Below are 21,786 nucleotides of genomic sequence, written 5' to 3' on the forward strand. Positions count from 1 at the left end.
AGCGTCAGCGGGGTCACTCTGTCGGTGAGCACGAGAAAGGTCCTTCCAGGTGCCTCTCGACAGTTGCCGCGCGCGTGGCTAGACTGCTCCTTTGCGCTGCCCTCTTTCCGTTTGCCCTTCGCCGAGAGCTGGATTGCCGGGCATCGCCGCACCCTTGACAGCCGTGCTAGTTCCGCTGACTAGCCAGCTACCTGTCCCTGGAAGGACGCATCTTGGCGATCTCTCGCGCGACCAAGGCCACTGCTGCGACCAACTCCACGTCGGGGATTCCCGGAGCGCCGAAGCGAGTCTCTTTCGCGAAGATCCACGAACCGCTTCAGACGCCCAACCTGCTCGACCTGCAGATCCAGTCGTTCGAATGGCTCACCGGCGACGAGGCGTGGTTCCAGCGCCGCGTCGACGAAGGTGACGAGGCGCCGACGGGCGGCCTCGAGGAGGTCTTGAACGAGATCTCCCCGATCGAGGATTTCTCCGGCTCGATGTCGCTCTCCTTCTCCGACCCGCGCTTCGACGAGGTCAAGGCCTCGACCGAGGAGTGCAAGGACAAGGACATGACGTACGCCGCCCCGTTGTTCGTCACGGCGGAGTTCACCAACCACACCACTGGCGAGATCAAGAGCCAGACGGTGTTCATGGGTGACTTCCCGATGATGACCGACAAGGGCACGTTCATCATCAACGGCACCGAGCGGGTCGTGGTTTCCCAGCTCGTCCGCTCGCCGGGTGTCTACTACGACACCGCGATCGACAAGACGACCGACAAGGACGTCTTCAGCGTCAAGATCATCCCGTCCCGGGGTGCCTGGCTGGAGTTCGACGTCGACAAGCGCGACACCGTCGGTGTCCGCATCGACCGCAAGCGCCGTCAGCCGGTGACCGTGCTGCTGAAGGCGTTGGGTTGGACCACCGAGCAGATCCGTGAGCGCTTCTCGTTCAGCGAGACGCTGCTGACGACGCTGGAGAAGGACCACACCGCGGGTACCGACGAGGCGTTGCTCGACATCTACCGCAAGCTGCGTCCGGGCGAGCCGCCGACGAAGGAGTCCGCGCAGGCGCTGCTGGAGAACTTGTTCTTCAAGGACAAGCGCTACGACCTGGCGAAGGTCGGCCGGTACAAGATCAACAAGAAGCTGGGCCTGGCCTCCCCGATCTCCACGGGCGTGCTGACCGAGGACGACATCGTCACGACGATCGAGTACCTGGTCCGCCTGCACGCCGGTGAGACGACGATGAAGCCGGGCGAGACCGAGGTGCCCGTCGAGGTCGACGACATCGACCACTTCGGCAACCGCCGCCTGCGCACCGTCGGCGAGCTGATCCAGAACCAGATCCGGGTCGGCCTGTCCCGCATGGAGCGCGTCGTCCGCGAGCGGATGACGACCCAGGACGTCGAGGCCATCACGCCGCAGACCCTGATCAACATCCGCCCGGTGGTGGCGGCGATCAAGGAGTTCTTCGGCACCTCCCAGCTGTCGCAGTTCATGGACCAGACCAACCCGCTCGCGGGTCTGACCCACAAGCGCCGCCTGTCGGCGCTCGGCCCGGGTGGTCTGTCCCGTGAGCGCGCCGGCATGGAGGTCCGCGACGTCCACCCGTCGCACTACGGCCGCATGTGCCCGATCGAGACGCCGGAAGGCCCGAACATCGGCCTGATCGGCTCGCTGTCCTCCTACGGGCGGGTCAACCCGTTCGGCTTCATCGAGACGCCGTACCGCAAGGTCGTCGACGGTCGGGTCACCGACCAGATCGACTACCTGACGGCCGACGAAGAGGACCGCTACGTCAAGGCGCAGGCGAACGCCAAGATCGACGACGAGGGCAACTTCCTCGAAGAGAAGGTCCTGGTCCGCAAGAAGGGCGGCGAGGTCGAGCAGATCGACCCGTCCGACGTGGACTACATGGACGTCTCGCCGCGGCAGATGGTGTCGGCCGCGACCGCGATGATCCCGTTCCTGGAGCACGACGACGCGAACCGCGCCCTGATGGGCGCGAACATGCAGCGCCAGGCGGTGCCGCTGCTGCGCAGCGAGTCCCCGCTGGTCGGCACCGGCATGGAGTTGCGCGCCGCGGTCGACGCCGGTGACGTCGTGGTGGCCAAGAAGACCGGTGCGGTCGAGGAGATCTCCGCCGACTACGTCACGGTCATGGCCGACGACGGCTCTCGGCAGACCTACGGCCTGCACAAGTTCCGCCGGTCCAACCAGGGCACCTGCATCAACCAGAAGCCCATCGTGAACGAGGGCGACCGGGTGCAGGAGGGCCAGGTCCTGGCCGACGGTCCGTGCACCGAGAACGGCGAGATGGCGCTGGGCAAGAACCTGCTCGTCGCGATCATGCCGTGGGAGGGCCACAACTACGAGGACGCGATCATCCTGTCGCAGCGCCTCGTCCAGGACGACGTCCTGACCTCGATCCACATCGAGGAGCACGAGATCGACGCGCGGGACACCAAGCTGGGCGCCGAGGAGATCACCCGGGACATCCCGAACGTCTCCGAGGAGGTCCTGGCGGACCTGGACGAGCGCGGCATCATCCGCATCGGCGCCGAGGTCCAGCCCGGCGACATCCTGGTCGGCAAGGTCACGCCCAAGGGCGAGACCGAGCTGACCCCGGAGGAGCGCCTGCTCCGCGCGATCTTCGGCGAGAAGGCGCGCGAGGTGCGCGACACGTCGCTGAAGGTGCCGCACGGCGAGTACGGCAAGGTCATCGGCATCCGCGTGTTCAGCCGCGAGGACGACGACGAGCTGCCCCCCGGCGTGAACGAGCTGGTCCGCGTCTACGTGGCCCAGAAGCGCAAGATCCAGGACGGCGACAAGCTCGCCGGCCGCCACGGCAACAAGGGCGTCATCGGCAAGATCCTCCCGGTCGAGGACATGCCGTTCCTCGAGGACGGCACCCCGGTCGACATCGTGCTGAACACGCACGGCGTGCCGCGTCGTATGAACATCGGCCAGGTGTTGGAGACCCACCTCGGGTGGATCGCCAAGCAGGGCTGGAGCATCAACGGCGACCCGGACTGGGCGAAGAACCTGCCGGCGGAGCTGTACGACGTGGAGCCGGGCACGAAGACCGCGACCCCGGTCTTCGACGGGGCTCGCGAGGACGAGATCACGGGCCTGCTGGGCTCGACGATCCCGAACCGCGACGGCGAGCGCATGGTCAAGGAGAACGGCAAGGCGGTGCTCCTGGACGGGCGCAGCGGCGAGCCCTACCCCTTCCCGGTGTCGGTCGGCTACATGTACATCCTGAAGCTGCTGCACCTGGTGGACGACAAGATCCACGCCCGTTCCACCGGCCCGTACTCGATGATCACCCAGCAGCCCCTGGGTGGTAAGGCGCAGTTCGGTGGCCAGCGGTTCGGTGAGATGGAGTGCTGGGCGATGCAGGCGTACGGCGCCGCGTACACGCTCCAGGAACTGCTCACGATCAAGTCCGACGACGTGCTCGGCCGCGTGAAGGTCTACGAGGCCATCGTCAAGGGCGAGAACATCCCGGAGCCGGGTATCCCGGAGTCCTTCAAGGTGCTGCTCAAGGAGCTCCAGTCGCTGTGCCTCAACGTCGAGGTGCTGTCTTCGGACGGCGCCGCGATCGAGATGCGCGACGGCGACGACGAAGACCTCGAACGTGCGGCGGCCAACCTCGGCATCAACCTGTCGAGGTCCGAGTCGCCGTCCGTGGACGACGTCGTCAACTGATGCTCGCCGGTCACCGGGGGGTGCCTCCCGCACCCCCCGGTGACCCAGCCACCAGCACCCCAAGCAGCACCGAACCAAAAAGGGGAAGAGAGTAGACGTGCTCGACGTCAACTTCTTCGATGAGCTTCGCATCGGTCTCGCGACCGCGGACGACATCCGCCAGTGGTCCTTCGGCGAGGTCAAGAAGCCCGAGACCATCAACTACCGCACGCTCAAGCCGGAGAAGGACGGCTTGTTCTGCGAGAAGATCTTCGGTCCCACCCGGGACTGGGAGTGCTACTGCGGCAAGTACAAGCGCGTCCGCTTCAAGGGCATCATCTGCGAGCGCTGCGGCGTCGAGGTGACCCGCGCCAAGGTGCGCCGTGAGCGGATGGGCCACATCGAACTGGCCGCGCCCGTCACGCACATCTGGTACTTCAAGGGCGTCCCCAGCCGGTTGGGCTACCTGCTCGACCTGGCACCCAAGGACCTCGAGAAGATCATCTACTTCGCGGCCTACGTCATCGTGGGCGTGAACACCGAGCTGCGCCACAACGACCTGTCCACGCTCGAGAACGAGATGCAGGTCGAGCGCAAGCGGGTCGAGAACCGGCGTGACGCCGACGTCGAGGCCCGTGCGCAGAAGCTGGAAGCCGACCTGGCCGAGCTGGAGGCGGAGGGCGCCAAGTCCGACGTCCGCCGCAAGGTCAAGGAGGGCGGCGAGCGCGAGATGCGCCAGCTCCGCGACCGGGCGCAGCGCGAGCTGGACCGGCTCGACGAGATCTGGTCCACCTTCACCAAGCTGGAGCGCGCCCAGCTGATCGCGGACGAGCTGCTCTACCGCGAGCTGTACGACCGCTACGGCGACTACTTCACCGGTGCCATGGGCGCCGAGGCCATCCAGCGGCTCCTGGGCGACTACGACGTGGACGCCGAGGCCGACGTGCTGCGCGAGACGATCCGCAGCGGCAAGGGCCAGAAGAAGCTGCGCGCCCTCAAGCGGCTCAAGGTCGTGGCCGCCTTCCAGGCGACCCGCAACAACCCGCAGGGCATGGTGCTGGACTGCGTCCCGGTCATCCCGCCGGACCTGCGCCCGATGGTGCAGCTCGACGGTGGCCGCTTCGCCACGTCCGACCTGAACGACCTGTACCGCCGGGTCATCAACCGCAACAACCGCCTCAAGCGGCTGATCGACCTCGGCGCGCCCGAGATCATCGTCAACAACGAGAAGCGGATGCTGCAGGAGGCCGTCGACGCGCTGTTCGACAACGGCCGCCGCGGCCGGCCGGTGACGGGCCCGGGCAACCGGCCGCTCAAGTCGCTGTCCGACCTGCTCAAGGGCAAGCAGGGCCGGTTCCGCCAGAACCTGCTCGGCAAGCGCGTCGACTACTCGGGCCGTTCGGTCATCGTGGTCGGCCCGCAGCTGAAGCTGCACCAGTGCGGGCTGCCCAAGCAGATGGCGCTGGAGCTGTTCAAGCCGTTCGTGATGAAGCGGCTGGTCGACCTCAACCACGCGCAGAATATCAAGTCCGCCAAGCGGATGGTGGAGCGCGCGCGCCCCGCCGTGTGGGACGTGCTGGAAGAGGTCATCACCGAGCACCCCGTGCTGCTGAACCGCGCGCCCACGCTGCACCGGCTGGGCATCCAGGCCTTCGAGCCGCAGCTGGTCGAGGGCAAGGCCATCCAGCTGCACCCGCTGGTCTGCGAGGCGTTCAACGCCGACTTCGACGGTGACCAGATGGCGGTCCACCTGCCGCTGTCCGCCGAGGCGCAGGCCGAGGCGCGCGTGCTGATGCTGTCGTCGAACAACATCCTCTCGCCCGCGTCGGGCAAGCCGCTGGCCATGCCGCGTCTGGACATGGTGACCGGCCTGTACCACCTGACCCGGCTCAAGGAGAACGACCTCGGCCAGGGCCAGGCGTACTCCTCGCCGGCCGAGGCGCTGATGGCGTTCGACCGCAAGGTCCTGGGCCTGCAGTCCATGGTCAAGATCCGGATCACGGACAAGAACCCGCCGAAGGGCGCGGAGCCGGAGGGCTGGGAGCCCGGTCAGCCGTGGCTGGCCGAGACCACCCTCGGTCGCGTGCTGTTCAACGAGGTCCTGCCGCAGGACTACCCGTTCATCAACGAGGTCATGCCCAAGAAGCGGCAGGCCACGATCATCAACGACCTCGCCGAGCGGTACCCGATGGTCACCGTCGCCCGGACGCTGGACAAGCTGAAGGACGCCGGTTTCTACTGGGCCACCCGGTCGGGTGTCACGGTCGCGATCTCCGACGTGCTCGTGCCGGAGGCCAAGCAGGGCATCCTGGACGAGTACGAGAAGCTCGCCGACGCGGTGGAGAAGCGCTACCAGCGCGGTCAGCTCTCCCACACGGAGCGCAACAACGAGCTGGTCAAGGTGTGGACCAAGGCGACGGAAGAGGTCGCCGAGGTCATGGAGGCCAACTTCCCCGAGGACAACTCGATCCGCATGATCGTGGCGTCCGGGGCGGCGGGCAACATGACCCAGGTCCGCTCCCTGGCGGGTATGCGTGGTCTGGTGACCAACCCGAAGGGCGAGTACATCCCGCGGCCGATCAAGAACTCGTTCCGCGAGGGCTTGTCGGTGCTGGAGTACTTCATCGCCACGCACGGCGCCCGCAAGGGTCTGGCCGACACCGCGCTGCGCACCGCCGATTCGGGTTACCTGACCCGTCGTCTGGTGGACGTCTCGCAGGACGTCATCATCCGCGAGGTCGACTGCGGCACCAGCCGCGGCGTGAACATGACCGTGGGCGAGCGGCAGGGCGACAAGGTCGTGCTGGCCGAGTTCGCGCAGACCTCGGTCTACGCCCGGACCAGCTCCGAGGACATCACGGACGCCGACGGCAACCTGGTCCTCAACCGCGGTGCCGACCTGGGCGACCCGGCGCTGGCCACGCTCATCGAGGCGGGCGTGACCCGCGTCAAGGTCCGCTCGGTGCTGACCTGCGAGTCCGCGGTCGGTGTGTGCGCGTCCTGCTACGGCCGTTCGATGGCGACCGGCCAGCTGGTCGACGTCGGCGAGGCCGTCGGCATCGTCGCCGCCCAGTCGATCGGTGAGCCCGGCACGCAGCTGACGATGCGCACCTTCCACCAGGGTGGTGTCGCCGGTGACGACATCACCACGGGTCTGCCCCGTGTGCAGGAGCTGTTCGAGGCTCGTGTGCCGAAGGGCAAGGCGCCCATCGCGGACGTCGACGGCCGGGTGCGCATCGAGGACGGCGACCGGTTCTGGAAGATCACCCTCATCCCGGACGACGGGTCCGAGGAGATCATCTTCGAGAAGCTGTCCAAGCGTCAGCGGCTCGCGAACACGGCCACCGGTCCGCTGCAGGACGGCGACCACGTGCACGTGGGCCAGCAGCTGCTGGAGGGCACGCCCGACCCGCACGAGGTGCTGCGCGTGATGGGGCCCCGCGAGGCCCAGCTGCACCTGGTGCAGGAGGTCCAGAAGGTCTACCGGGCCCAGGGTGTGGCGATCCACGACAAGCACATCGAGGTCATCGTCCGGCAGATGCTGCGCCGGGTGACGATCATCGACTCGGGTGCGACCGAGTTCCTGCCGGGCTCGCTGGTCGAGCGCGCGGAGTTCGAGTCGGGCAACCGGGCCGTGGTGGCCGAGGGCGGCGAGCCCGCCGCCGGTCGTCCGGTGCTGATGGGCATCACGAAGGCGTCGCTGGCCACGGACTCGTGGCTGTCGGCGGCCTCCTTCCAGGAGACGACGAGGGTCTTGACGGACGCCGCGATCAACGGCCGTTCGGACAAGCTCATCGGCCTGAAGGAGAACGTGATCATCGGCAAGCTGATCCCGGCCGGCACCGGCATCAACCGGTACCGGAACATCCAGGTGCAGCCGACCGAGGAAGCGCGTGCGGCGGCGTACGCCATCCCGAGCTACGACGACGGCTACTACACGCCGGACGTCTTCGGCACGGGCACCGGCGCCGCGGTCCCGCTGGACGACTACGACTTCGGCCGCGACTACCGCTGAAGCAACTAGTCCGCTGAAAGGCCCCCGGAGCCTCCCGCTCCGGGGGCCTTTCGCATGAGGACGAGCGTCCGGTGGGGCATGTCCGGAATCGGTTACCGCCGTATTCGGGGCCGGCGAGAGCCAGCAGGTCACGTGGACCGGCAGTACGCTGGCCGCCCACTCGCCGATATCCAATGTGAAGTGATCCTCATGTCTCAGTCAGAGGGTTCATCACCCACGTTCCACAGCGCAGGTGAGGCCAAAGCCCACGCCAAGGCCGACAAGGCATATCGCAAAGCTCAACGGCCGTGGTACAAGAAGAAGCGTTACATCCTGGGACTGGCGCTCCTCGTTCTCGTGGTAATCATCATCGTGAGCGTCAGCGGTGGCGGTGACGGGCCGAAAGTCGTGTCCCCGGGCAATCCGACCTCCGGCGCCCAGGAACCGGCTGCGCAGCCTGCCTTCCCCGGGGCAACGGACCGGGACGTCGTGGCCCAAGCCGGTGAGACCGTGGACGCAGAGGGACTGCAGATAACGACGACGGCCCTGGTCAAGGGCGATGACACCCTCGGTCCGACGTTGTGCACGACGGTGACCTACGACAACCGGTCCGGCAGCCCCACCACGTTCAACGGCGGTTTCGACTGGAAGTTGCAAAGCCCGAACGGCGCGATCCTGTCGAACACGCTCACCGGAAGCACCAATCTTCTGCAGTCCGGGGAATTGGCCCCGGGCGGCAAGATGACCGCCGACGTGTGCTTCGACGCCAAGCAGGGGAATTCCGCCGGTCAGTACGTGGTGCTCCTCGATCCGACCTTCCGGTTCAGCTCCGACCGAATCGCGTGGATGAACTCCCGCTGATCCCGATGAGGGCCGGCAATGCGACCGGTGGTTCCGCGATGCGGGTCAGCCGGGGCGGCGGCGGGATTTGGCCAGGGAGCGGGCCCTGGCTACCAGGTCGTCCACCAGGTCCGCGTCGGCGACGGGGGGAGTGGCGTCCGAGCAGCACGGTGGCTTGGTGCGCTTCTCGGTCGACCTCGGGCGGACGCCGGCCAGTTCGTACAGGGTTTCGTAGAGGTCGCGGCCGGGGTCGTCGTCGTGGGGGCCGACGAGCAGGATCCAGGCCGTGCCCGGTGAGGGGAAGGCGCCGACCACGCGGTCGGTGCCGCGCAGGTGCTTGACGCAGAGCCTCGGCAGAGGTTCGGGGCCGGTGACGCGGTAGCCGAGGGCCAGGCAGCCGCTGTGGGCCAACTCGTCCAGGAACCTGTCGTAGGCGACCCTGGCAGCTCCGCGCAGGCCGGCGGCCTGGACGGCCGCGACGGGCGTTTCGACGACTTCGATCAGCGAACTACGCGTCCTTCACCGCGGCGCAGCTGCTCCAGGCTGGTGGCGAGGTCGTCCCGGTCGAGCAGCGCCGCGTCGCTCAACCGCCGGTGCACCTCGTCCAGCAACGCGCGGCTCTTGCCCGCTCGCCTCAGCTCCGACACGACGTGCAGCACCTCGTGCAGCCGCACCGCGTCCAACAACATCCGGGGCTCCTGGCTGTGGATGGCGAGCACGCCCTCGCGCGCCCAGGCCTTGACCGTCTTCTCGGTCAGGTCCAGCAGCTCACCGGCCACCACCGGCCGCACCGGCGGGGCCTTGCGCAGGGCCTTGGCCACCACGCCGTGCAGCTTGCGCCGCCGCTCGTCGTCCTCCGACAAGCTCGACGCGACCTCTTCGATCTCCTCGATCTGGTCGAACAGGTCGCGGATCTGCGCTGCCTCGGTGGCGACGGACATGGCGGGCCTCCTCGGGTCACTACCGATTATCACCCTGTTTCTCGGTAGTGCAACAGTGGCCCCGCACCACCGGCGCGGGGCCACCACCACGAAGATCAGGACGAGAAGAACAACCCGCCCAGGCCGCGGTGCTTCCGGTGCCCGTAGTGGCCGCCGTGGCCGCCGTAGCCGGGCGCGGCGCCCCACCCCGGCTGCTGAACCGGCTGCTGCACGTAGTGAACCTGAGGCTGCGGCGCGACGGGCGGCGGCGGGGGAGCCATCTGCTGTTCGAGCCGGGTGATGGCCTCCAGCTCGCCGTAGTCGAGGAAGACCCCGCGGCAGCCATCACACTGCTCGATGTGCACGCCCATGCGGTCGAAGGTGCGCATGTTCGCATGACACTTGGGACACTGCATCGTGTGAGCCTCCTGCTCTTGACGCGATGAACCCGATATTAGCCGCGCCGAATGGGTTCGTGTGTCGACACGATCCGGGCACACGCCTCGATCAACGCTTCCTGAGCGTCGTTCAACTCCGTTCCGTCGCGCTCCGCAGCGGAAAGGGCACGCGCCGCCATCTGCACCACCAGAGCGCGCGCAGGCGCTTCCAACACCGACCACGGGTCGTCCCGCGGCACGCCCGCGCCGCCCGCGTCCAGGTACGACCCGAGCAGCCGTCCCCACGCGTCCGGGTCCAGCACGCCCGCCGCGTGCAGCGCGGCCGGTCGGGCCAGGTCCCACGCGGGGTCGCCGACGCCCAGGTCGTCCACGTCGATCAGCCGGTACCCGTCCCGCCACACCAGCTGGCCGAGGTGCCAGTCGCCGTGGATGAGCGTGGTCCCGGTGTCGGCGAACGCCGGCAACGTCGCGAACGCTTGCCGCACCAGCTGCGCGGCGGGCGTGTCGAGCGCCAGGTCGCGCACCGCGCGTTCCATCCGCGGCCGCGCGCCGGCCAGGGGGACCGGTGGGGCGAAGTCCGCGGCGGTGAACCGGTGCAGCGCCGCCAGCATCCGTCCGGCGGCCTCCATGGGGAGGTCCTCCGGCTCGGCCTGCGCCACCGGCGTGCCCATGGGCCAGGCCGTGACGACCCGGCCGAGCACCACCGCGGGCGCCGACCGGGGCGCCAGCACGAGCCCGCCCAGCCTCGGGTCGCCGGCCAGCCGGAGCCGGGCGGTGAGCACCGCGAGGTCCGTGCCGCGTTCGTGCGCCTTGAGCACCACGTCCGCGACCCGCACCACCACGACGTCGCCGCGCACCGCGAGCACCACGGGTGGGGCGTCGGCGGCCACCAGCGCCGCCATGCCCGCGATGAGATCGGAGTTCACCCGACCAGTGTGACCGGCGCCCCGACCGGCCGGTCGAACGGCGTGGAGACCCTCATCACCACCCGTCCGGGTGAATCTCTGGCCACGCCGACCTGCGGGATTCGCTCATCCGTGCTCTGATTGCCCACGAGTCACGGTGCGATGGTCCCTCCGGACCGTCCCCTCGACGGGCCGACGTGCGGTGCCCTGTTCGCGTGATCCACTCCGGTGGTGGATCCGTTTTGACCCGTGGGAACCAGGCGGGGTATCTTTGGTACTCGTGCCCGACCCATGTCGGGCCGCTCCGCGTGCCTACGCGCCAGTGGTGCTGGAAAGCCGGCCGCGGTGACCTCCACGCGTAGGGGCATCCTGGGATGTTGCCTGCGGACCTGGGGACAGGCGTTGCACCTCCGGCTCCGCCGGAGGCGGCGACACGCCCGACCTCGGGTGCAGAGAGGGACCAAGTAAACAGGGCTCGTCGCCCACGCGGCGGGCACGTAAAGGGAAGAAGCAGCCGGCGTATGCCAACGATCCAGCAGCTGGTCCGCAAGGGCCGGCAGGACAAGGTCGCCAAGCAGAAGACCGCGGCGCTCAAGGGCAGCCCGCAGCGGCGCGGTGTGTGCACCCGCGTCTACACGACCACGCCCAAGAAGCCGAACTCGGCGCTGCGCAAGGTCGCCCGCGTGAAGCTGACGAGCGGTATCGAGGTCACGGCTTACATCCCCGGTGAGGGCCACAACCTGCAGGAGCACTCGATGGTGCTCGTGCGCGGCGGTCGTGTGAAGGACCTCCCCGGTGTCCGCTACAAGATCATTCGCGGTTCGCTCGACACGCAGGGCGTGAAGAACCGCAAGCAGGCTCGCAGCCGGTACGGCGCGAAGAAGGAGAAGAGCTGATGCCCCGCAAGGGACCGGCCCCGAAGCGGCCGCTGATCTCCGACCCGGTCTACAGCTCTCCGCTGGTGACCCAGCTCATCAACAAGGTGCTGGTCGACGGCAAGCGCTCCGTGGCCGAGCGGATCGTGTACGGCGCCCTCGAAGGCGCCCGCGACAAGACCGGCACCGACCCGGTCGTCACGCTCAAGCGCGCGCTGGACAACGTCAAGCCCGCCCTCGAGGTGAAGTCCCGCCGCGTCGGTGGCGCCACCTACCAGGTGCCCGTCGAGGTGAAGCCGGGTCGCTCGACCACGCTCGCGCTGCGCTGGCTGATCACCTTCTCCCGGCAGCGCCGCGAGAAGACCATGATCGAGCGCCTGATGAACGAGCTGCTCGACGCGAGCAACGGCCTGGGCGCGAGCGTCAAGCGCCGCGAGGACACGCACAAGATGGCCGAGTCCAACAAGGCCTTCGCCCACTACCGCTGGTGACGTGACGCCAGGCGGGCAACCCGGGATCGATCTCCGGGCCCGCCCGCCTGGCGCCTCCCAGCCCTAGTGAGCCTGCTACCAGCTAGCTCAAGACAGGGGAAGACACCCGTGGCACAGGACGTGCTCACCGACCTGGCCAAGGTCCGCAACATCGGGATCATGGCCCACATCGACGCGGGCAAGACCACGACGACCGAGCGGATCCTGTTCTACACCGGGATCAGCTACAAGATCGGCGAGGTCCACGACGGCGCCGCGGTGATGGACTGGATGGAGCAGGAGCAGGAGCGCGGCATCACGATCACGTCGGCCGCGACGACCTGCTTCTGGAAGAACCACCAGATCAACATCATCGACACGCCGGGCCACGTCGACTTCACCGTCGAGGTGGAGCGCAACCTCCGCGTCCTCGACGGTGCCGTTGCCGTGTTCGACGGCAAGGAAGGCGTCGAGCCCCAGTCCGAGCAGGTCTGGCGCCAGGCGACCAAGTACGACGTCCCCCGCATCTGCTTCGTCAACAAGATGGACAAGCTGGGCGCGGACTTCTACTTCACCGTCCGCACCATCCAGGAGCGCCTCGGCGCGAAGCCGCTGCCGATCCAGATCCCGATCGGGTCGGAGAGCGACTTCACCGGCGTGGTCGACCTGGTCGAGATGCGCGCGCTGACCTGGCACGGTGAGGTCCAGAAGGGCGAGGACTACACGGTCGAGGAGATCCCGGCCGACCTCGCCGACAAGGCCGCCGAGTACCGCGAGGCGCTCGTCGAGGCCGTCGCCGACACCGACGACGCCCTCATGGAGATGTACCTCGCGGGCGAGGAGTTCTCCGTCGAGCAGATCAAGTCGGGCATCCGCGCGATCGTCAAGAACCGCTCCGCCTACCCGGTGCTGTGCGGCTCGGCGTTCAAGAACAAGGGCGTCCAGCCCATGCTCGACGCGGTGATCGACTACCTGCCCGCTCCGCTGGACCTCCCGCCGGTCGAGGGCACGCTGCAGGACGGCGAGACGCCGGCCTTCCGCGCGCCGAAGACCGACGAGCCGTTCTCGGCGCTCGCGTTCAAGATCGCCGCGCACCCCTTCTTCGGCAAGCTCACCTACATCCGGGTCTACTCGGGCAAGGTCGCCGCGGGCACCCAGGTCATCAACTCGACCAAGGACCGCAAGGAGCGCATCGGGAAGATCTTCCAGATGCACGCCAACAAGGAGAACCCGGTCGAAGAGGCCATCGCCGGTCACATCTACGCCGTGATCGGTCTCAAGGACACCACCACCGGTGAGACGCTCTGCGACCCGCAGGCGCCCATCGTGCTGGAGTCGATGACCTTCCCCGAGCCGGTCATCCAGGTGGCGATCGAGCCGAAGACGAAGGCCGACCAGGAGAAGCTGGGCACCGCGATCCAGAAGCTGGCCGAGGAGGACCCGACGTTCCGGGTCAACCTGGACCAGGAGACCGGCCAGACCATCATCGCCGGCATGGGCGAGCTCCACCTGGACATCCTGGTGGACCGCATGCGCCGCGAGTTCAAGGTCGAGGCCAACATCGGCAAGCCGCAGGTGGCGTACCGGGAGACGATCCGCCGCAAGGTGGAGAAGTACTCCTACACCCACAAGAAGCAGACCGGTGGCTCCGGCCAGTTCGCGAAGGTCCTCATCGACCTGGAGCCGCTGGAGAAGACCGAGGACGGCGTTCTCTACGAGTTCGTGAACGGTGTCACCGGTGGTCGCATCCCGCGGGAGTACATCCCGTCGGTGGACGCGGGCGCCCAGGACGCGATGCAGTACGGCGTGCTGGCGGGCTACCCGCTGGTGGGCGTCAAGCTGACGCTGGTCGACGGCGCCTACCACGAGGTCGACTCGTCGGAGATGGCGTTCAAGATCGCGGGCTCCATGGCGCTCAAGGAAGCCGCCCGGCAGGCCAGCCCGGCCATCCTCGAACCGTTGATGGCCGTCGAGGTCACCACGCCCGAGGACTACATGGGCGACGTGATCGGCGACTTGAACTCCCGCCGTGGCCAGATCCAGGCCATGGAAGAACGCAGCGGCGCCCGCATCGTCAAGGCGCTGGTTCCGCTGTCGGAGATGTTCGGGTATGTCGGCGACCTGCGGTCCAGGACCCAGGGTCGCGCGAACTACTCGATGACCTTTGACTCCTACGCCGAGGTTCCCGCGAACGTCGCGAAGGAGATCATCGCGAAGGCGACGGGCGAGTAACCCCAACCGGAGCACCGCAGCACCACGCGGGCTCTCCGGGGGGATGCCCCGGGGTCCGCACAACCGACCCTGACGTGAAGTCCGGTGGGTGGAAACCCACCCGCCGGGCTGAGCAATCGAAGTCCAGGAGGACATTCCAGTGGCGAAGGCGAAGTTCGAGCGGACGAAGCCGCACGTCAACATCGGCACCATTGGTCACATCGACCACGGTAAGACGACGCTGACCGCTGCCATCTCCAAGGTCCTGCACGACAAGTACCCGGACCTCAACCCCTTCACGCCGTTCGACCAGATCGACAAGGCGCCGGAGGAGAAGCAGCGCGGCATCACGATCTCGATCGCGCACATCGAGTACCAGACCGACAAGCGCCACTACGCGCACGTCGACTGCCCCGGTCACGCCGACTACATCAAGAACATGATCACCGGTGCGGCGCAGATGGACGGCGCCATCCTGGTGGTCGCGGCGACCGACGGCCCGATGCCGCAGACCAAGGAGCACGTGCTCCTGGCCCGCCAGGTCGGTGTGCCCTACATCGTGGTCGCGCTGAACAAGGCCGACATGGTGGACGACGAGGAGATCCTGGAGCTCGTCGAGCTCGAGGTCCGCGAGCTGCTCTCCGAGTACGAGTTCCCCGGTGACGACCTGCCGGTCGTCCGCGTCTCCGCGCTGAAGGCGCTGGAGGGCGACGCCGAGTGGGGCGAGAAGCTCATCGGCCTCATGGACGCCGTGGACGAGAACATCCCGGAGCCCGAGCGCGAGGTCGACCGGCCGTTCCTGATGCCGGTCGAGGACGTGTTCACCATCACCGGTCGTGGCACCGTGGTGACCGGCCGCATCGAGCGCGGCATCGTCAAGGTCAACGAAGAGGTCGAGATCGTCGGCATCAAGGAGACCTCGAAGAAGACGACGGTCACCTCGATCGAGATGTTCAAGAAGTTCCTCGACGAGGGCCGCGCGGGCGACAACGCCGCGCTGCTGCTGCGTGGCGTGAAGCGCGAGGAGGTGGAGCGCGGCATGGTGATCATCAAGCCCGGCACCACCACCCCGCACACCGAGTTCGACGCGCAGGTCTACATCCTGTCGAAGGACGAGGGTGGCCGGCACACGCCGTTCTTCAACAACTACCGCCCGCAGTTCTACTTCCGCACCACCGACGTGACCGGCGTCGTGACCCTCCCCGAGGGCACCGAGATGGTCATGCCGGGCGACACCACGACCATGTCCGTGAAGCTGATCCAGCCGATCGCCATGGACGAGGGCCTGCGGTTCGCCATCCGCGAGGGTGGCCGCACCGTCGGCGCGGGCTCGGTCACCAAGATCATCAAGTGACCTGGCTCTAAATCTCACCCCCCGATTTGGTCTGCGCACCCACGTGTGCGACCATTGACGGGTTGCTCGTCGGGGCGGCCGGTTCGAGTTCGGACTCGGCCGCCCCGCCACGAGCGGGGTTTGATCTGTAAGACAATCCCACAGGCTGTATCAGTGGGACCGGTCTATGCGTTGGGGCGCGACACGCCCGACCGCGTGGACCGGGCACCGTGACACCGCTCGGTGTCAATCCTGAATAGGGGGCGGAGCGCGCCGGAGGTCCCGTGACCTCGTGCAAGGTGCCCGCACCGCAGCGGTACTAGAAGCAGAGGAACGGCAAGCCATCATGGCGGGACAGAAGATCCGCATCCGGCTCAAGGCCTACGACCACGAGGCGATCGACGCGTCCGCGCGCAAGATCGTCGAGACCGTGACGCGCACCGGCGCTCGGGTCGTCGGGCCTGTGCCGCTGCCCACTGAGAAGAACGTTTACTGCGTCATCCGCTCGCCGCACAAGTACAAGGACTCGCGCGAGCACTTCGAGATGCGCACGCACAAGCGTCTGATCGACATCCTCGACCCGACGCCGAAGACGGTGGACGCGCTCATGCGCATCGACCTGCCGGCGAGCGTCGACGTCAACATCCAGTAAGCGTTGGACGCGGCAGTGTTGATCCCATTTGGGGCGGAGAGTAACGAGACCCATGTCTGACAGGCAGGTTAAGGGCCTCCTGGGCACCAAGCTCGGCATGACTCAGGTCTTCGACGAGAACAACCGGATCGTTCCGGTTACCGTCGTCAAGGCCGAGCCGAACGTGGTCACCCAGGTTCGGACCCAGGAAATCGACGGCTACTCGGCCGTGCAGCTGGCCTTTGGCGCGATCGACCCGCGCAAGGTCAACAAGCCCGTCGCGGGCCACTACGCCAAGGCGGGCGTCACGCCCCGCCGCCACCTGGCGGAGCTGCGCACCACGGACGCGTCCGAGTACACGGTCGGCCAGGAAATCACCGCTGAGGTCTTCGAGGCCGGCGTGGTGGTCGACGTGGTCGGCACCAGCAAGGGCAAGGGCACCGCGGGTGTCATGAAGCGCCACGGCTTCAAGGGCCTCGGCGCCAGCCACGGCACCCAGCGCAAGCACCGCTCGCCGGGTTCCATCGGCGGCTGCGCCACCCCCGGCCGGGTCTTCAAGGGCCTGCGCATGGCGGGTCGGATGGGCAACGTGCGGGTGACCACCCAGAACCTCAAGGTGCACCGCGTGGACGCCGAGTCCGGCCTGCTGCTCATCAAGGGCGCCGTTCCCGGCCCCAAGGGCGGCACCGTGTTCATCAAGACCGCTGCGAAGGGTGGTGCCTGATCATGACTTCCGTTGAGATCCGCACCCCGGAGGGCAAGGCCGACGGTTCCGTCGAGCTCCCGTCCGCGATCTTCGACGCACAGGCGAACGTGTCCCTGCTGCACCAGGTCGTCGTGGCCCAGTTGGCCGCGGCCCGCCAGGGCACGCACTCCACCAAGACCCGCGGTGAAGTCCGCGGTGGTGGCAAGAAGCCGTACCGGCAGAAGGGCACCGGCCGCGCCCGTCAGGGCTCGACCCGCGCGCCGCAGTTCGCCGGTGGTGGCGTCGTCCACGGCCCCCAGCCGCGTGACTACAGCCAGCGCACCCCCAAGAAGATGAAGGCCGCTGCCCTGCGTGGCGCCCTCTCCGACCGGGCGCGTGCCGGCCAGGTGCACGTGGTGACGGGCTTCGTCGAGGGCGACGTGCCGTCGACCAAGTCGGCCCGCAAGGTGCTGGGGTCGGTCACCGAGGCCCGCCGCGTGCTGGCCGTGCTGCTGCGCACCGACGAGGTTTCGTGGGTCAGCCTGCGCAACCTGCCGCAGGTGCACATCATCGCGCCGGACCAGCTCAACACCTACGACGTGCTGGTCAACGACGACGTGGTGTTCACCAAGGACGCGCTCGACGTGTTCCTGGCGAGCAAGGCCCAGCACGGGCAGGGCTCCGCCGAGGCCACCGCCGAGTCGTCCGAGGTCGACGAGGAGGCCGCGAAGTGATCCCCGACCACCGGGACATCCTGCTCGCGCCGGTCATCTCCGAGAAGTCCTACGGGCTGCTCGAAGAGAACAAGTACACCTTCGTGGTGTCGCCCGGTGCGAACAAGACCCAGATCAAGATTGCCGTGGAGAAGGTCTTCGGCGTCAAGGTCGTCAGCGTCAACACGCTCAACCGCCAGGGCAAGCGCAAGCGGACCCGGACCGGTTATGGCAAGCGCAAGGACACCAAGCGCGCCATCGTGACGCTGTCCGCCGAGAGCAAGCCGATCGAGATCTTCGGCGGCCCGGCCGCCTGATGACGACGAGGACTGCGTAGAGATGGGCATTCGCAAGTACAAGCCGACGACCCCCGGTCGTCGCGGTGCGAGCGTCTCCGACTTCGCCGAGATCACTCGGACGACGCCGGAGAAGTCGCTGGTCCGCCCGCTGCACGGCCGTGGTGGCCGCAACGCCTCGGGCAAGATCACGACGCGGCACAAGGGTGGCGGCCACAAGCGGGCCTACCGCCTCATCGACTTCCGCCGCACCGACAAGGACGGCGTGCCGGCCAAGGTCGCGCACATCGAGTACGACCCCAACCGCACCGCGCGCATCGCGCTGCTGCACTACTTCGACGGCGAGAAGCGCTACATCATCGCGCCGGCGAAGCTGCAGCAGGGCGACGTCGTGGAGAACGGCCCCAAGGCCGACATCAAGCCGGGCAACAACCTGCCGCTGCGCAACATCCCCGTCGGCACGGTGGTCCACGCGATCGAGCTCCGCCCCGGTGGCGGCGCGAAGATCGCGCGCTCGGCCGGTGCCAGCGTGCAGCTCGTCGCCAAGGACGGCCCCTACGCCCAGCTGCGGATGCCCTCGGGCGAGATCCGCAACGTGGACGTCCGGTGCCGCGCCACGGTCGGCGAGGTCGGCAACGCCGAGCACCAGAACATCAACTGGGGCAAGGCCGGCCGCATGCGCTGGAAGGGCCGCAAGCCCACGGTGCGTGGTGTCGCCATGAACCCGGTCGACCATCCGCACGGTGGTGGTGAGGGCAAGACCTCCGGTGGTCGCCACCCGGTGAACCCGGCCGGTAAGCCCGAGGGTCGTACCCGCCGCCGCAACAAGCCAAGCGACAAGCTCATCGTCCGGCGTCGTCGCACCGGTAAGAAGCGCTGAGCAGGGAGGGAGTGAAGGATGCCTCGCAGCCTTAAGAAGGGCCCCTTCGTGGACGACCACCTGCTCAAGAAGGTGGACGTCCTCAACGAGTCGGGCAAGAAGACCGTGATCAAGACCTGGTCCCGCCGGTCGACGATCACCCCCGACATGTTGGGCCACACGATCGCGGTGCACGACGGCCGCAAGCACGTGCCGGTGTTCGTGACGGAGGCGATGGTCGGGCACAAGCTCGGCGAATTCGCCCCGACCCGCACGTTCAAGGGCCACATCAAGGACGACCGGAAGTCGCGCCGTCGCTAGGCGACGAACTAGAGGAAGAGCAAGGGGAAGCAGCGATGAACGCCCGTAACGAAGCCGAAGCGCCGGAGCTCCCGCGCGCCGTGGCTCGGGCTCGCTACGTCCGTGACACGCCAATGAAGGTGCGTCGCGTCGTCGAGCTCATCAGGGGTCGTAGCGCCAGCGAGGCCCTGGCCGTGCTCCAGTTCGCGCCGCAGGCGGCATCTGAGCCGGTCCGCAAGGTGCTGCAGAGCGCCGTGGCCAACGCCGAGAACAATCTGTCCCTCGACCCCGACACCCTGTGGGTGTCGAAGGTCTACGTGGACGAGGGTCCGACCCTCAAGCGGTTCCGCCCGCGCGCCCAGGGCCGCGCCTACCGGATCCGCAAGCGGACGAGCCACATCACCGTCGAGGTGGAGAGCCGTCCGAAGAAGACCAGCGCGAAGGCCGGCGCTGACAGGAAGGGGGCTCGGTAGTGGGCCAGAAAATCAACCCGCACGGCTTCCGACTTGGTATCACCACGGACTGGAAGTCCCGCTGGTACGCCGACAAGCAGTACGCGGAGTACGTGGCCGAGGATGTGAAGATCCGCAAGCTGCTCTCCAAGGGCATGGAGCGGGCCGGCATCTCCAAGGTGGAGATCGAGCGCACCCGTGACCGGGTTCGCGTCGACATCCACACCGCCCGGCCGGGCATCGTCATCGGCCGCCGCGGCGCCGAGGCCGACCGCATCCGCGGTGAGCTGGAGAAGCTCACCAAGAAGCAGGTGCAGCTCAACATCCTCGAGGTGAAGAGCCCGGAGTCGGACGCACAGCTCGTCGCGCAGGGCGTGGCCGAGCAGCTGTCCAACCGCGTGGCGTTCCGCCGCGCGATGCGCAAGGCCATCCAGTCGGCCATGCGCTCGCCCCAGGTCAAGGGCATCCGCGTGCAGTGCGGCGGTCGTCTCGGCGGTGCCGAGATGTCCCGTTCCGAGCACTACCGCGATGGCCGCGTGCCGCTGCACACGCTGCGCGCCGACATCGACTACGGCTTCTTCGAGGCCCGCACCACGTTCGGCCGGATCGGCGTGAAGGTGTGGATCTACAAGGGCGACATCGTCGGTGGCATCAGCGCCAAGCGGGAGCGCGACGCCGCTCCGGCGGCCGACCGCGCGCCGCGCCGCGACCGCAACGAGCGCCCGAACCGGGCGCGCCGTTCGGGCGCCAGCGGCACCACCGCGACGAGCACCGAGGCCGGTCGGGCCGCTGCGGGCGACCAGACCGCCGCGCCGACCGCGACCGAAGAGAAGACGGAGGGCTGAGTCGTGCTCATCCCGCGCAGGGTTAAGCACCGCAAGCAGCACCACCCCGGACGGTCCGGTGCTGCCAAGGGCGGCACGAGGGTCACCTTCGGCGAGTACGGCATCCAGGCTCTGGAGCCCGCCTACGTGACCAACCGGCAGATCGAGTCGGCTCGTATCGCGATCACCCGGCACATCCGCCGTGGTGGCAAGGTCTGGATCAACATCTTCCCGGACCGCCCGCTGACGAAGAAGCCGGCCGAGACCCGCATGGGTTCCGGTAAGGGTTCGCCGGAGTGGTGGGTGGCCAACATCAAGCCGGGTCGGGTGCTCTTCGAGATGAGCTTCCCGAACGAGGCCGTGGCCCGCGAGGCACTGCGCCGCGCGATCCACAAGCTCCCGATGAAGTGCCGCATCGTTACGCGTGAGGGTGGTGAGTTCTGATGGCAGCGGGTACCACCGCTTCCGAGCTGCGTGAGCTCACCGAGGAAGAGCTCGTGCTGCGCCTGAGGGAGGCGAAGGAGGAGCTGTTCAACCTCCGCTTCCAGATGGCCACCGGGCAGCTCGACAACAACCGCCGCCTGCGCACGGTCCGGCACGAGATCGCCCGGATCTACACCGTGATGCGGGAACGGGAGCTGGGCCTCTCGGCCTCTCCCGACGCGGTTTCCACTGGTGAGGGTGCGGCATGAGCGAGAACAACGAAGTGACCACCGAGGTTCGCAACGACCGCAAGGTCCGCGAGGGCTACGTCGTGTCCGACAAGATGGACAAGACGATCGTGGTGGCGGTCGAGGACCGCAAGAAGCACCGCCGGTACTCGAAGGTCATGCGCTCCACCACCAAGGTGAAGGCGCACGACGAGGAGAACACCGCCGGCGTCGGCGACCGCGTGCTGCTGATGGAGACGCGGCCGCTGTCGGCCACCAAGCGCTGGCGACTCGTCCAGGTCCTCGAGAAGGCCAAGTAGCCAGTCATACGACCGAGCCCGTCAGGTCGGAAATCTGGCGGGCCAGGAATGGTCAAGGAGCAGGTAAGTGATCCAGCAGGAGTCGCGGCTGCGCGTCGCCGACAACACCGGTGCGAAGGAAATCCTCTGCATCCGTGTTCTCGGTGGCTCGGGCCGCCGCTACGCGGGCATCGGGGACATCATCGTCGCGACGGTGAAGCAGGCCATCCCGGGTGCCGGCGTCAAGAAGGGCGATGTCGTCAAGGCGGTCATCGTCCGCACCGTCAAGGAGAAGCGCCGTCCCGACGGCTCTTACATCCGGTTCGACGAGAACGCCGCGGTGCTCATCAAGAACGACAACGAGCCGCGGGGCACCCGCATCTTCGGCCCGGTCGGTCGAGAGCTCCGCGACAAGAAGTTCATGAAGATCATCTCGTTGGCGCCGGAGGTGCTCTGA

The 21,786-nt window shown here is 67.7% G+C and carries 23 protein-coding genes; 19 read left to right on the top strand and 4 right to left on the bottom strand.

Features of this window, described 5'->3' with window-relative positions; genetic code table 11:
* Nucleotides 1-212 precede the first annotated feature (212 nt).
* The 3 genes from rpoB to AB0K14_RS19265 all read left to right on the top strand — a co-directional run bounded on the left by rpoB (nucleotide 213) and on the right by AB0K14_RS19265 (nucleotide 8,529).
* On the top strand, nucleotides 213-3,695 hold the full coding sequence (gene rpoB / locus AB0K14_RS19255) for a DNA-directed RNA polymerase subunit beta (RefSeq protein WP_364338378.1): 3,483 nt from the start codon (nucleotides 213-215) through the stop codon (nucleotides 3,693-3,695).
* 97 nt (nucleotides 3,696-3,792) lie between these two features.
* A complete protein-coding gene (locus AB0K14_RS19260; protein WP_360464684.1) occupies nucleotides 3,793-7,689 on the top strand; it encodes a DNA-directed RNA polymerase subunit beta' in 3,897 nt (1,298 codons plus the stop codon).
* A 132-nt stretch (nucleotides 7,690-7,821) separates the two neighbouring features.
* Nucleotides 7,822-8,529 (top strand): DUF4352 domain-containing protein, encoded by a 708-nt coding sequence (locus AB0K14_RS19265; RefSeq protein WP_360464687.1) that lies wholly within the window; start codon nucleotides 7,822-7,824, stop codon nucleotides 8,527-8,529.
* 45 nt (nucleotides 8,530-8,574) lie between these two features.
* On the opposite strand, the gene AB0K14_RS19270 is transcribed toward AB0K14_RS19265, so the two are convergent.
* The 4 genes from AB0K14_RS19270 to AB0K14_RS19285 all read right to left on the bottom strand — a co-directional run bounded on the left by AB0K14_RS19270 (nucleotide 8,575) and on the right by AB0K14_RS19285 (nucleotide 10,752).
* A complete protein-coding gene (locus tag AB0K14_RS19270) occupies nucleotides 8,575-8,919 on the bottom strand; it encodes a hypothetical protein (RefSeq protein WP_360464690.1) in 345 nt (114 codons plus the stop codon).
* A gap of 89 nt (nucleotides 8,920-9,008) precedes the next feature.
* Nucleotides 9,009-9,449, bottom strand: coding sequence for a hypothetical protein (locus AB0K14_RS19275; RefSeq protein ID WP_360464693.1), 441 nt, complete (start codon nucleotides 9,447-9,449; stop codon nucleotides 9,009-9,011).
* A 95-nt stretch (nucleotides 9,450-9,544) separates the two neighbouring features.
* Entirely contained in the window at nucleotides 9,545-9,844 is a 300-nt protein-coding gene (locus AB0K14_RS19280) for a zf-TFIIB domain-containing protein (protein WP_360464696.1), read from the bottom strand.
* A 38-nt stretch (nucleotides 9,845-9,882) separates the two neighbouring features.
* Nucleotides 9,883-10,752: a phosphotransferase gene (locus AB0K14_RS19285; RefSeq protein ID WP_360464699.1), complete on the bottom strand. Its 870-nt coding sequence runs from the start codon at nucleotides 10,750-10,752 to the stop codon at nucleotides 9,883-9,885.
* A gap of 500 nt (nucleotides 10,753-11,252) precedes the next feature.
* Here AB0K14_RS19285 and rpsL point away from each other — a divergent pair, with 500 nt between their 5' ends.
* The 16 genes from rpsL to rplN all read left to right on the top strand — a co-directional run bounded on the left by rpsL (nucleotide 11,253) and on the right by rplN (nucleotide 21,786).
* Nucleotides 11,253-11,627, top strand: a complete 375-nt coding sequence (rpsL, locus tag AB0K14_RS19290; RefSeq protein WP_030473471.1) for a 30S ribosomal protein S12 — start codon at nucleotides 11,253-11,255, stop codon at nucleotides 11,625-11,627.
* Nucleotides 11,627-12,097, top strand: a complete 471-nt coding sequence (gene rpsG / locus AB0K14_RS19295; RefSeq protein WP_053715239.1) for a 30S ribosomal protein S7 — start codon at nucleotides 11,627-11,629, stop codon at nucleotides 12,095-12,097. Before rpsL ends, rpsG begins: the two co-directional genes overlap by 1 nt.
* Before the next feature lie 108 nt (nucleotides 12,098-12,205).
* Nucleotides 12,206-14,308, top strand: a complete 2,103-nt coding sequence (gene fusA, locus AB0K14_RS19300) for an elongation factor G (protein WP_360464702.1) — start codon at nucleotides 12,206-12,208, stop codon at nucleotides 14,306-14,308.
* Between the two features lie 139 nt (nucleotides 14,309-14,447).
* Nucleotides 14,448-15,641 (top strand): elongation factor Tu, encoded by a 1,194-nt coding sequence (tuf, locus tag AB0K14_RS19305; RefSeq protein ID WP_106616829.1) that lies wholly within the window; start codon nucleotides 14,448-14,450, stop codon nucleotides 15,639-15,641.
* Between the two features lie 325 nt (nucleotides 15,642-15,966).
* On the top strand, nucleotides 15,967-16,272 hold the full coding sequence (rpsJ, locus tag AB0K14_RS19310) for a 30S ribosomal protein S10 (protein ID WP_003938093.1): 306 nt from the start codon (nucleotides 15,967-15,969) through the stop codon (nucleotides 16,270-16,272).
* A 52-nt stretch (nucleotides 16,273-16,324) separates the two neighbouring features.
* Nucleotides 16,325-16,975 carry a 50S ribosomal protein L3 gene (gene rplC, locus AB0K14_RS19315; protein ID WP_360464705.1) on the top strand — a complete coding sequence of 217 codons (651 nt, stop codon included), beginning with the start codon at nucleotides 16,325-16,327 and terminating at the stop codon, nucleotides 16,973-16,975.
* Nucleotides 16,976-16,977: 2 nt separating this feature from the next.
* Nucleotides 16,978-17,670: a 50S ribosomal protein L4 gene (rplD, locus tag AB0K14_RS19320; protein ID WP_360464708.1), complete on the top strand. Its 693-nt coding sequence runs from the start codon at nucleotides 16,978-16,980 to the stop codon at nucleotides 17,668-17,670.
* Complete coding sequence (gene rplW, locus AB0K14_RS19325) at nucleotides 17,667-17,966, top strand: 50S ribosomal protein L23 (protein ID WP_360464711.1); 300 nt, start codon at nucleotides 17,667-17,669, stop codon at nucleotides 17,964-17,966. Before rplD ends, rplW begins: the two co-directional genes overlap by 4 nt.
* Nucleotides 17,967-17,988: 22 nt before the next feature.
* Nucleotides 17,989-18,825 (top strand): 50S ribosomal protein L2, encoded by an 837-nt coding sequence (rplB, locus tag AB0K14_RS19330; RefSeq protein ID WP_360464714.1) that lies wholly within the window; start codon nucleotides 17,989-17,991, stop codon nucleotides 18,823-18,825.
* An 18-nt stretch (nucleotides 18,826-18,843) separates the two neighbouring features.
* A complete protein-coding gene (gene rpsS, locus AB0K14_RS19335; protein ID WP_360464717.1) occupies nucleotides 18,844-19,125 on the top strand; it encodes a 30S ribosomal protein S19 in 282 nt (93 codons plus the stop codon).
* A 35-nt stretch (nucleotides 19,126-19,160) separates the two neighbouring features.
* The gene (gene rplV, locus AB0K14_RS19340) at nucleotides 19,161-19,577 is read left to right on the top strand and encodes a 50S ribosomal protein L22 (protein ID WP_158844861.1); all 417 of its coding nucleotides are present in this window, start codon (nucleotides 19,161-19,163) and stop codon (nucleotides 19,575-19,577) included.
* A complete protein-coding gene (rpsC, locus tag AB0K14_RS19345) occupies nucleotides 19,577-20,401 on the top strand; it encodes a 30S ribosomal protein S3 (RefSeq protein WP_077011037.1) in 825 nt (274 codons plus the stop codon). The genes rplV and rpsC overlap by 1 nt, the downstream gene beginning before the upstream one ends.
* Before the next feature lie 3 nt (nucleotides 20,402-20,404).
* Nucleotides 20,405-20,824 (top strand): 50S ribosomal protein L16, encoded by a 420-nt coding sequence (gene rplP / locus AB0K14_RS19350; RefSeq protein ID WP_053715230.1) that lies wholly within the window; start codon nucleotides 20,405-20,407, stop codon nucleotides 20,822-20,824.
* Nucleotides 20,824-21,072 (top strand): 50S ribosomal protein L29, encoded by a 249-nt coding sequence (rpmC, locus tag AB0K14_RS19355; RefSeq protein ID WP_033428581.1) that lies wholly within the window; start codon nucleotides 20,824-20,826, stop codon nucleotides 21,070-21,072. Before rplP ends, rpmC begins: the two co-directional genes overlap by 1 nt.
* The gene (gene rpsQ, locus AB0K14_RS19360; protein ID WP_123745276.1) at nucleotides 21,069-21,350 is read left to right on the top strand and encodes a 30S ribosomal protein S17; all 282 of its coding nucleotides are present in this window, start codon (nucleotides 21,069-21,071) and stop codon (nucleotides 21,348-21,350) included. Before rpmC ends, rpsQ begins: the two co-directional genes overlap by 4 nt.
* Nucleotides 21,351-21,417: 67 nt before the next feature.
* Entirely contained in the window at nucleotides 21,418-21,786 is a 369-nt protein-coding gene (gene rplN, locus AB0K14_RS19365; RefSeq protein ID WP_033436721.1) for a 50S ribosomal protein L14, read from the top strand.

Origin of the sequence: Actinosynnema sp. NPDC050801 (assembly GCF_040673975.1) — a bacterium.
Taxonomy (GTDB): Bacteria; Actinomycetota; Actinomycetes; order Mycobacteriales; family Pseudonocardiaceae; genus Actinosynnema.

Coding starts and splice junctions, on each gene's coding strand:
- rpsG (WP_053715239.1), top strand. CDS start 11,627: ATGCCCCGCAAGGGACCGGCCCCGAAGCGGCCGCTGATCTCCGACCCG.
- AB0K14_RS19275 (WP_360464693.1), bottom strand. CDS start 9,449: ATGTCCGTCGCCACCGAGGCAGCGCAGATCCGCGACCTGTTCGACCAG.
- rplV (WP_158844861.1), top strand. CDS start 19,161: ATGAACGCCCGTAACGAAGCCGAAGCGCCGGAGCTCCCGCGCGCCGTG.
- rpsS (WP_360464717.1), top strand. CDS start 18,844: ATGCCTCGCAGCCTTAAGAAGGGCCCCTTCGTGGACGACCACCTGCTC.
- rplD (WP_360464708.1), top strand. CDS start 16,978: ATGACTTCCGTTGAGATCCGCACCCCGGAGGGCAAGGCCGACGGTTCC.
- rpsL (WP_030473471.1), top strand. CDS start 11,253: ATGCCAACGATCCAGCAGCTGGTCCGCAAGGGCCGGCAGGACAAGGTC.
- AB0K14_RS19280 (WP_360464696.1), bottom strand. CDS start 9,844: ATGCAGTGTCCCAAGTGTCATGCGAACATGCGCACCTTCGACCGCATG.
- rplB (WP_360464714.1), top strand. CDS start 17,989: ATGGGCATTCGCAAGTACAAGCCGACGACCCCCGGTCGTCGCGGTGCG.
- rpsQ (WP_123745276.1), top strand. CDS start 21,069: ATGAGCGAGAACAACGAAGTGACCACCGAGGTTCGCAACGACCGCAAG.
- rplC (WP_360464705.1), top strand. CDS start 16,325: ATGTCTGACAGGCAGGTTAAGGGCCTCCTGGGCACCAAGCTCGGCATG.
- rpsJ (WP_003938093.1), top strand. CDS start 15,967: ATGGCGGGACAGAAGATCCGCATCCGGCTCAAGGCCTACGACCACGAG.
- rpmC (WP_033428581.1), top strand. CDS start 20,824: ATGGCAGCGGGTACCACCGCTTCCGAGCTGCGTGAGCTCACCGAGGAA.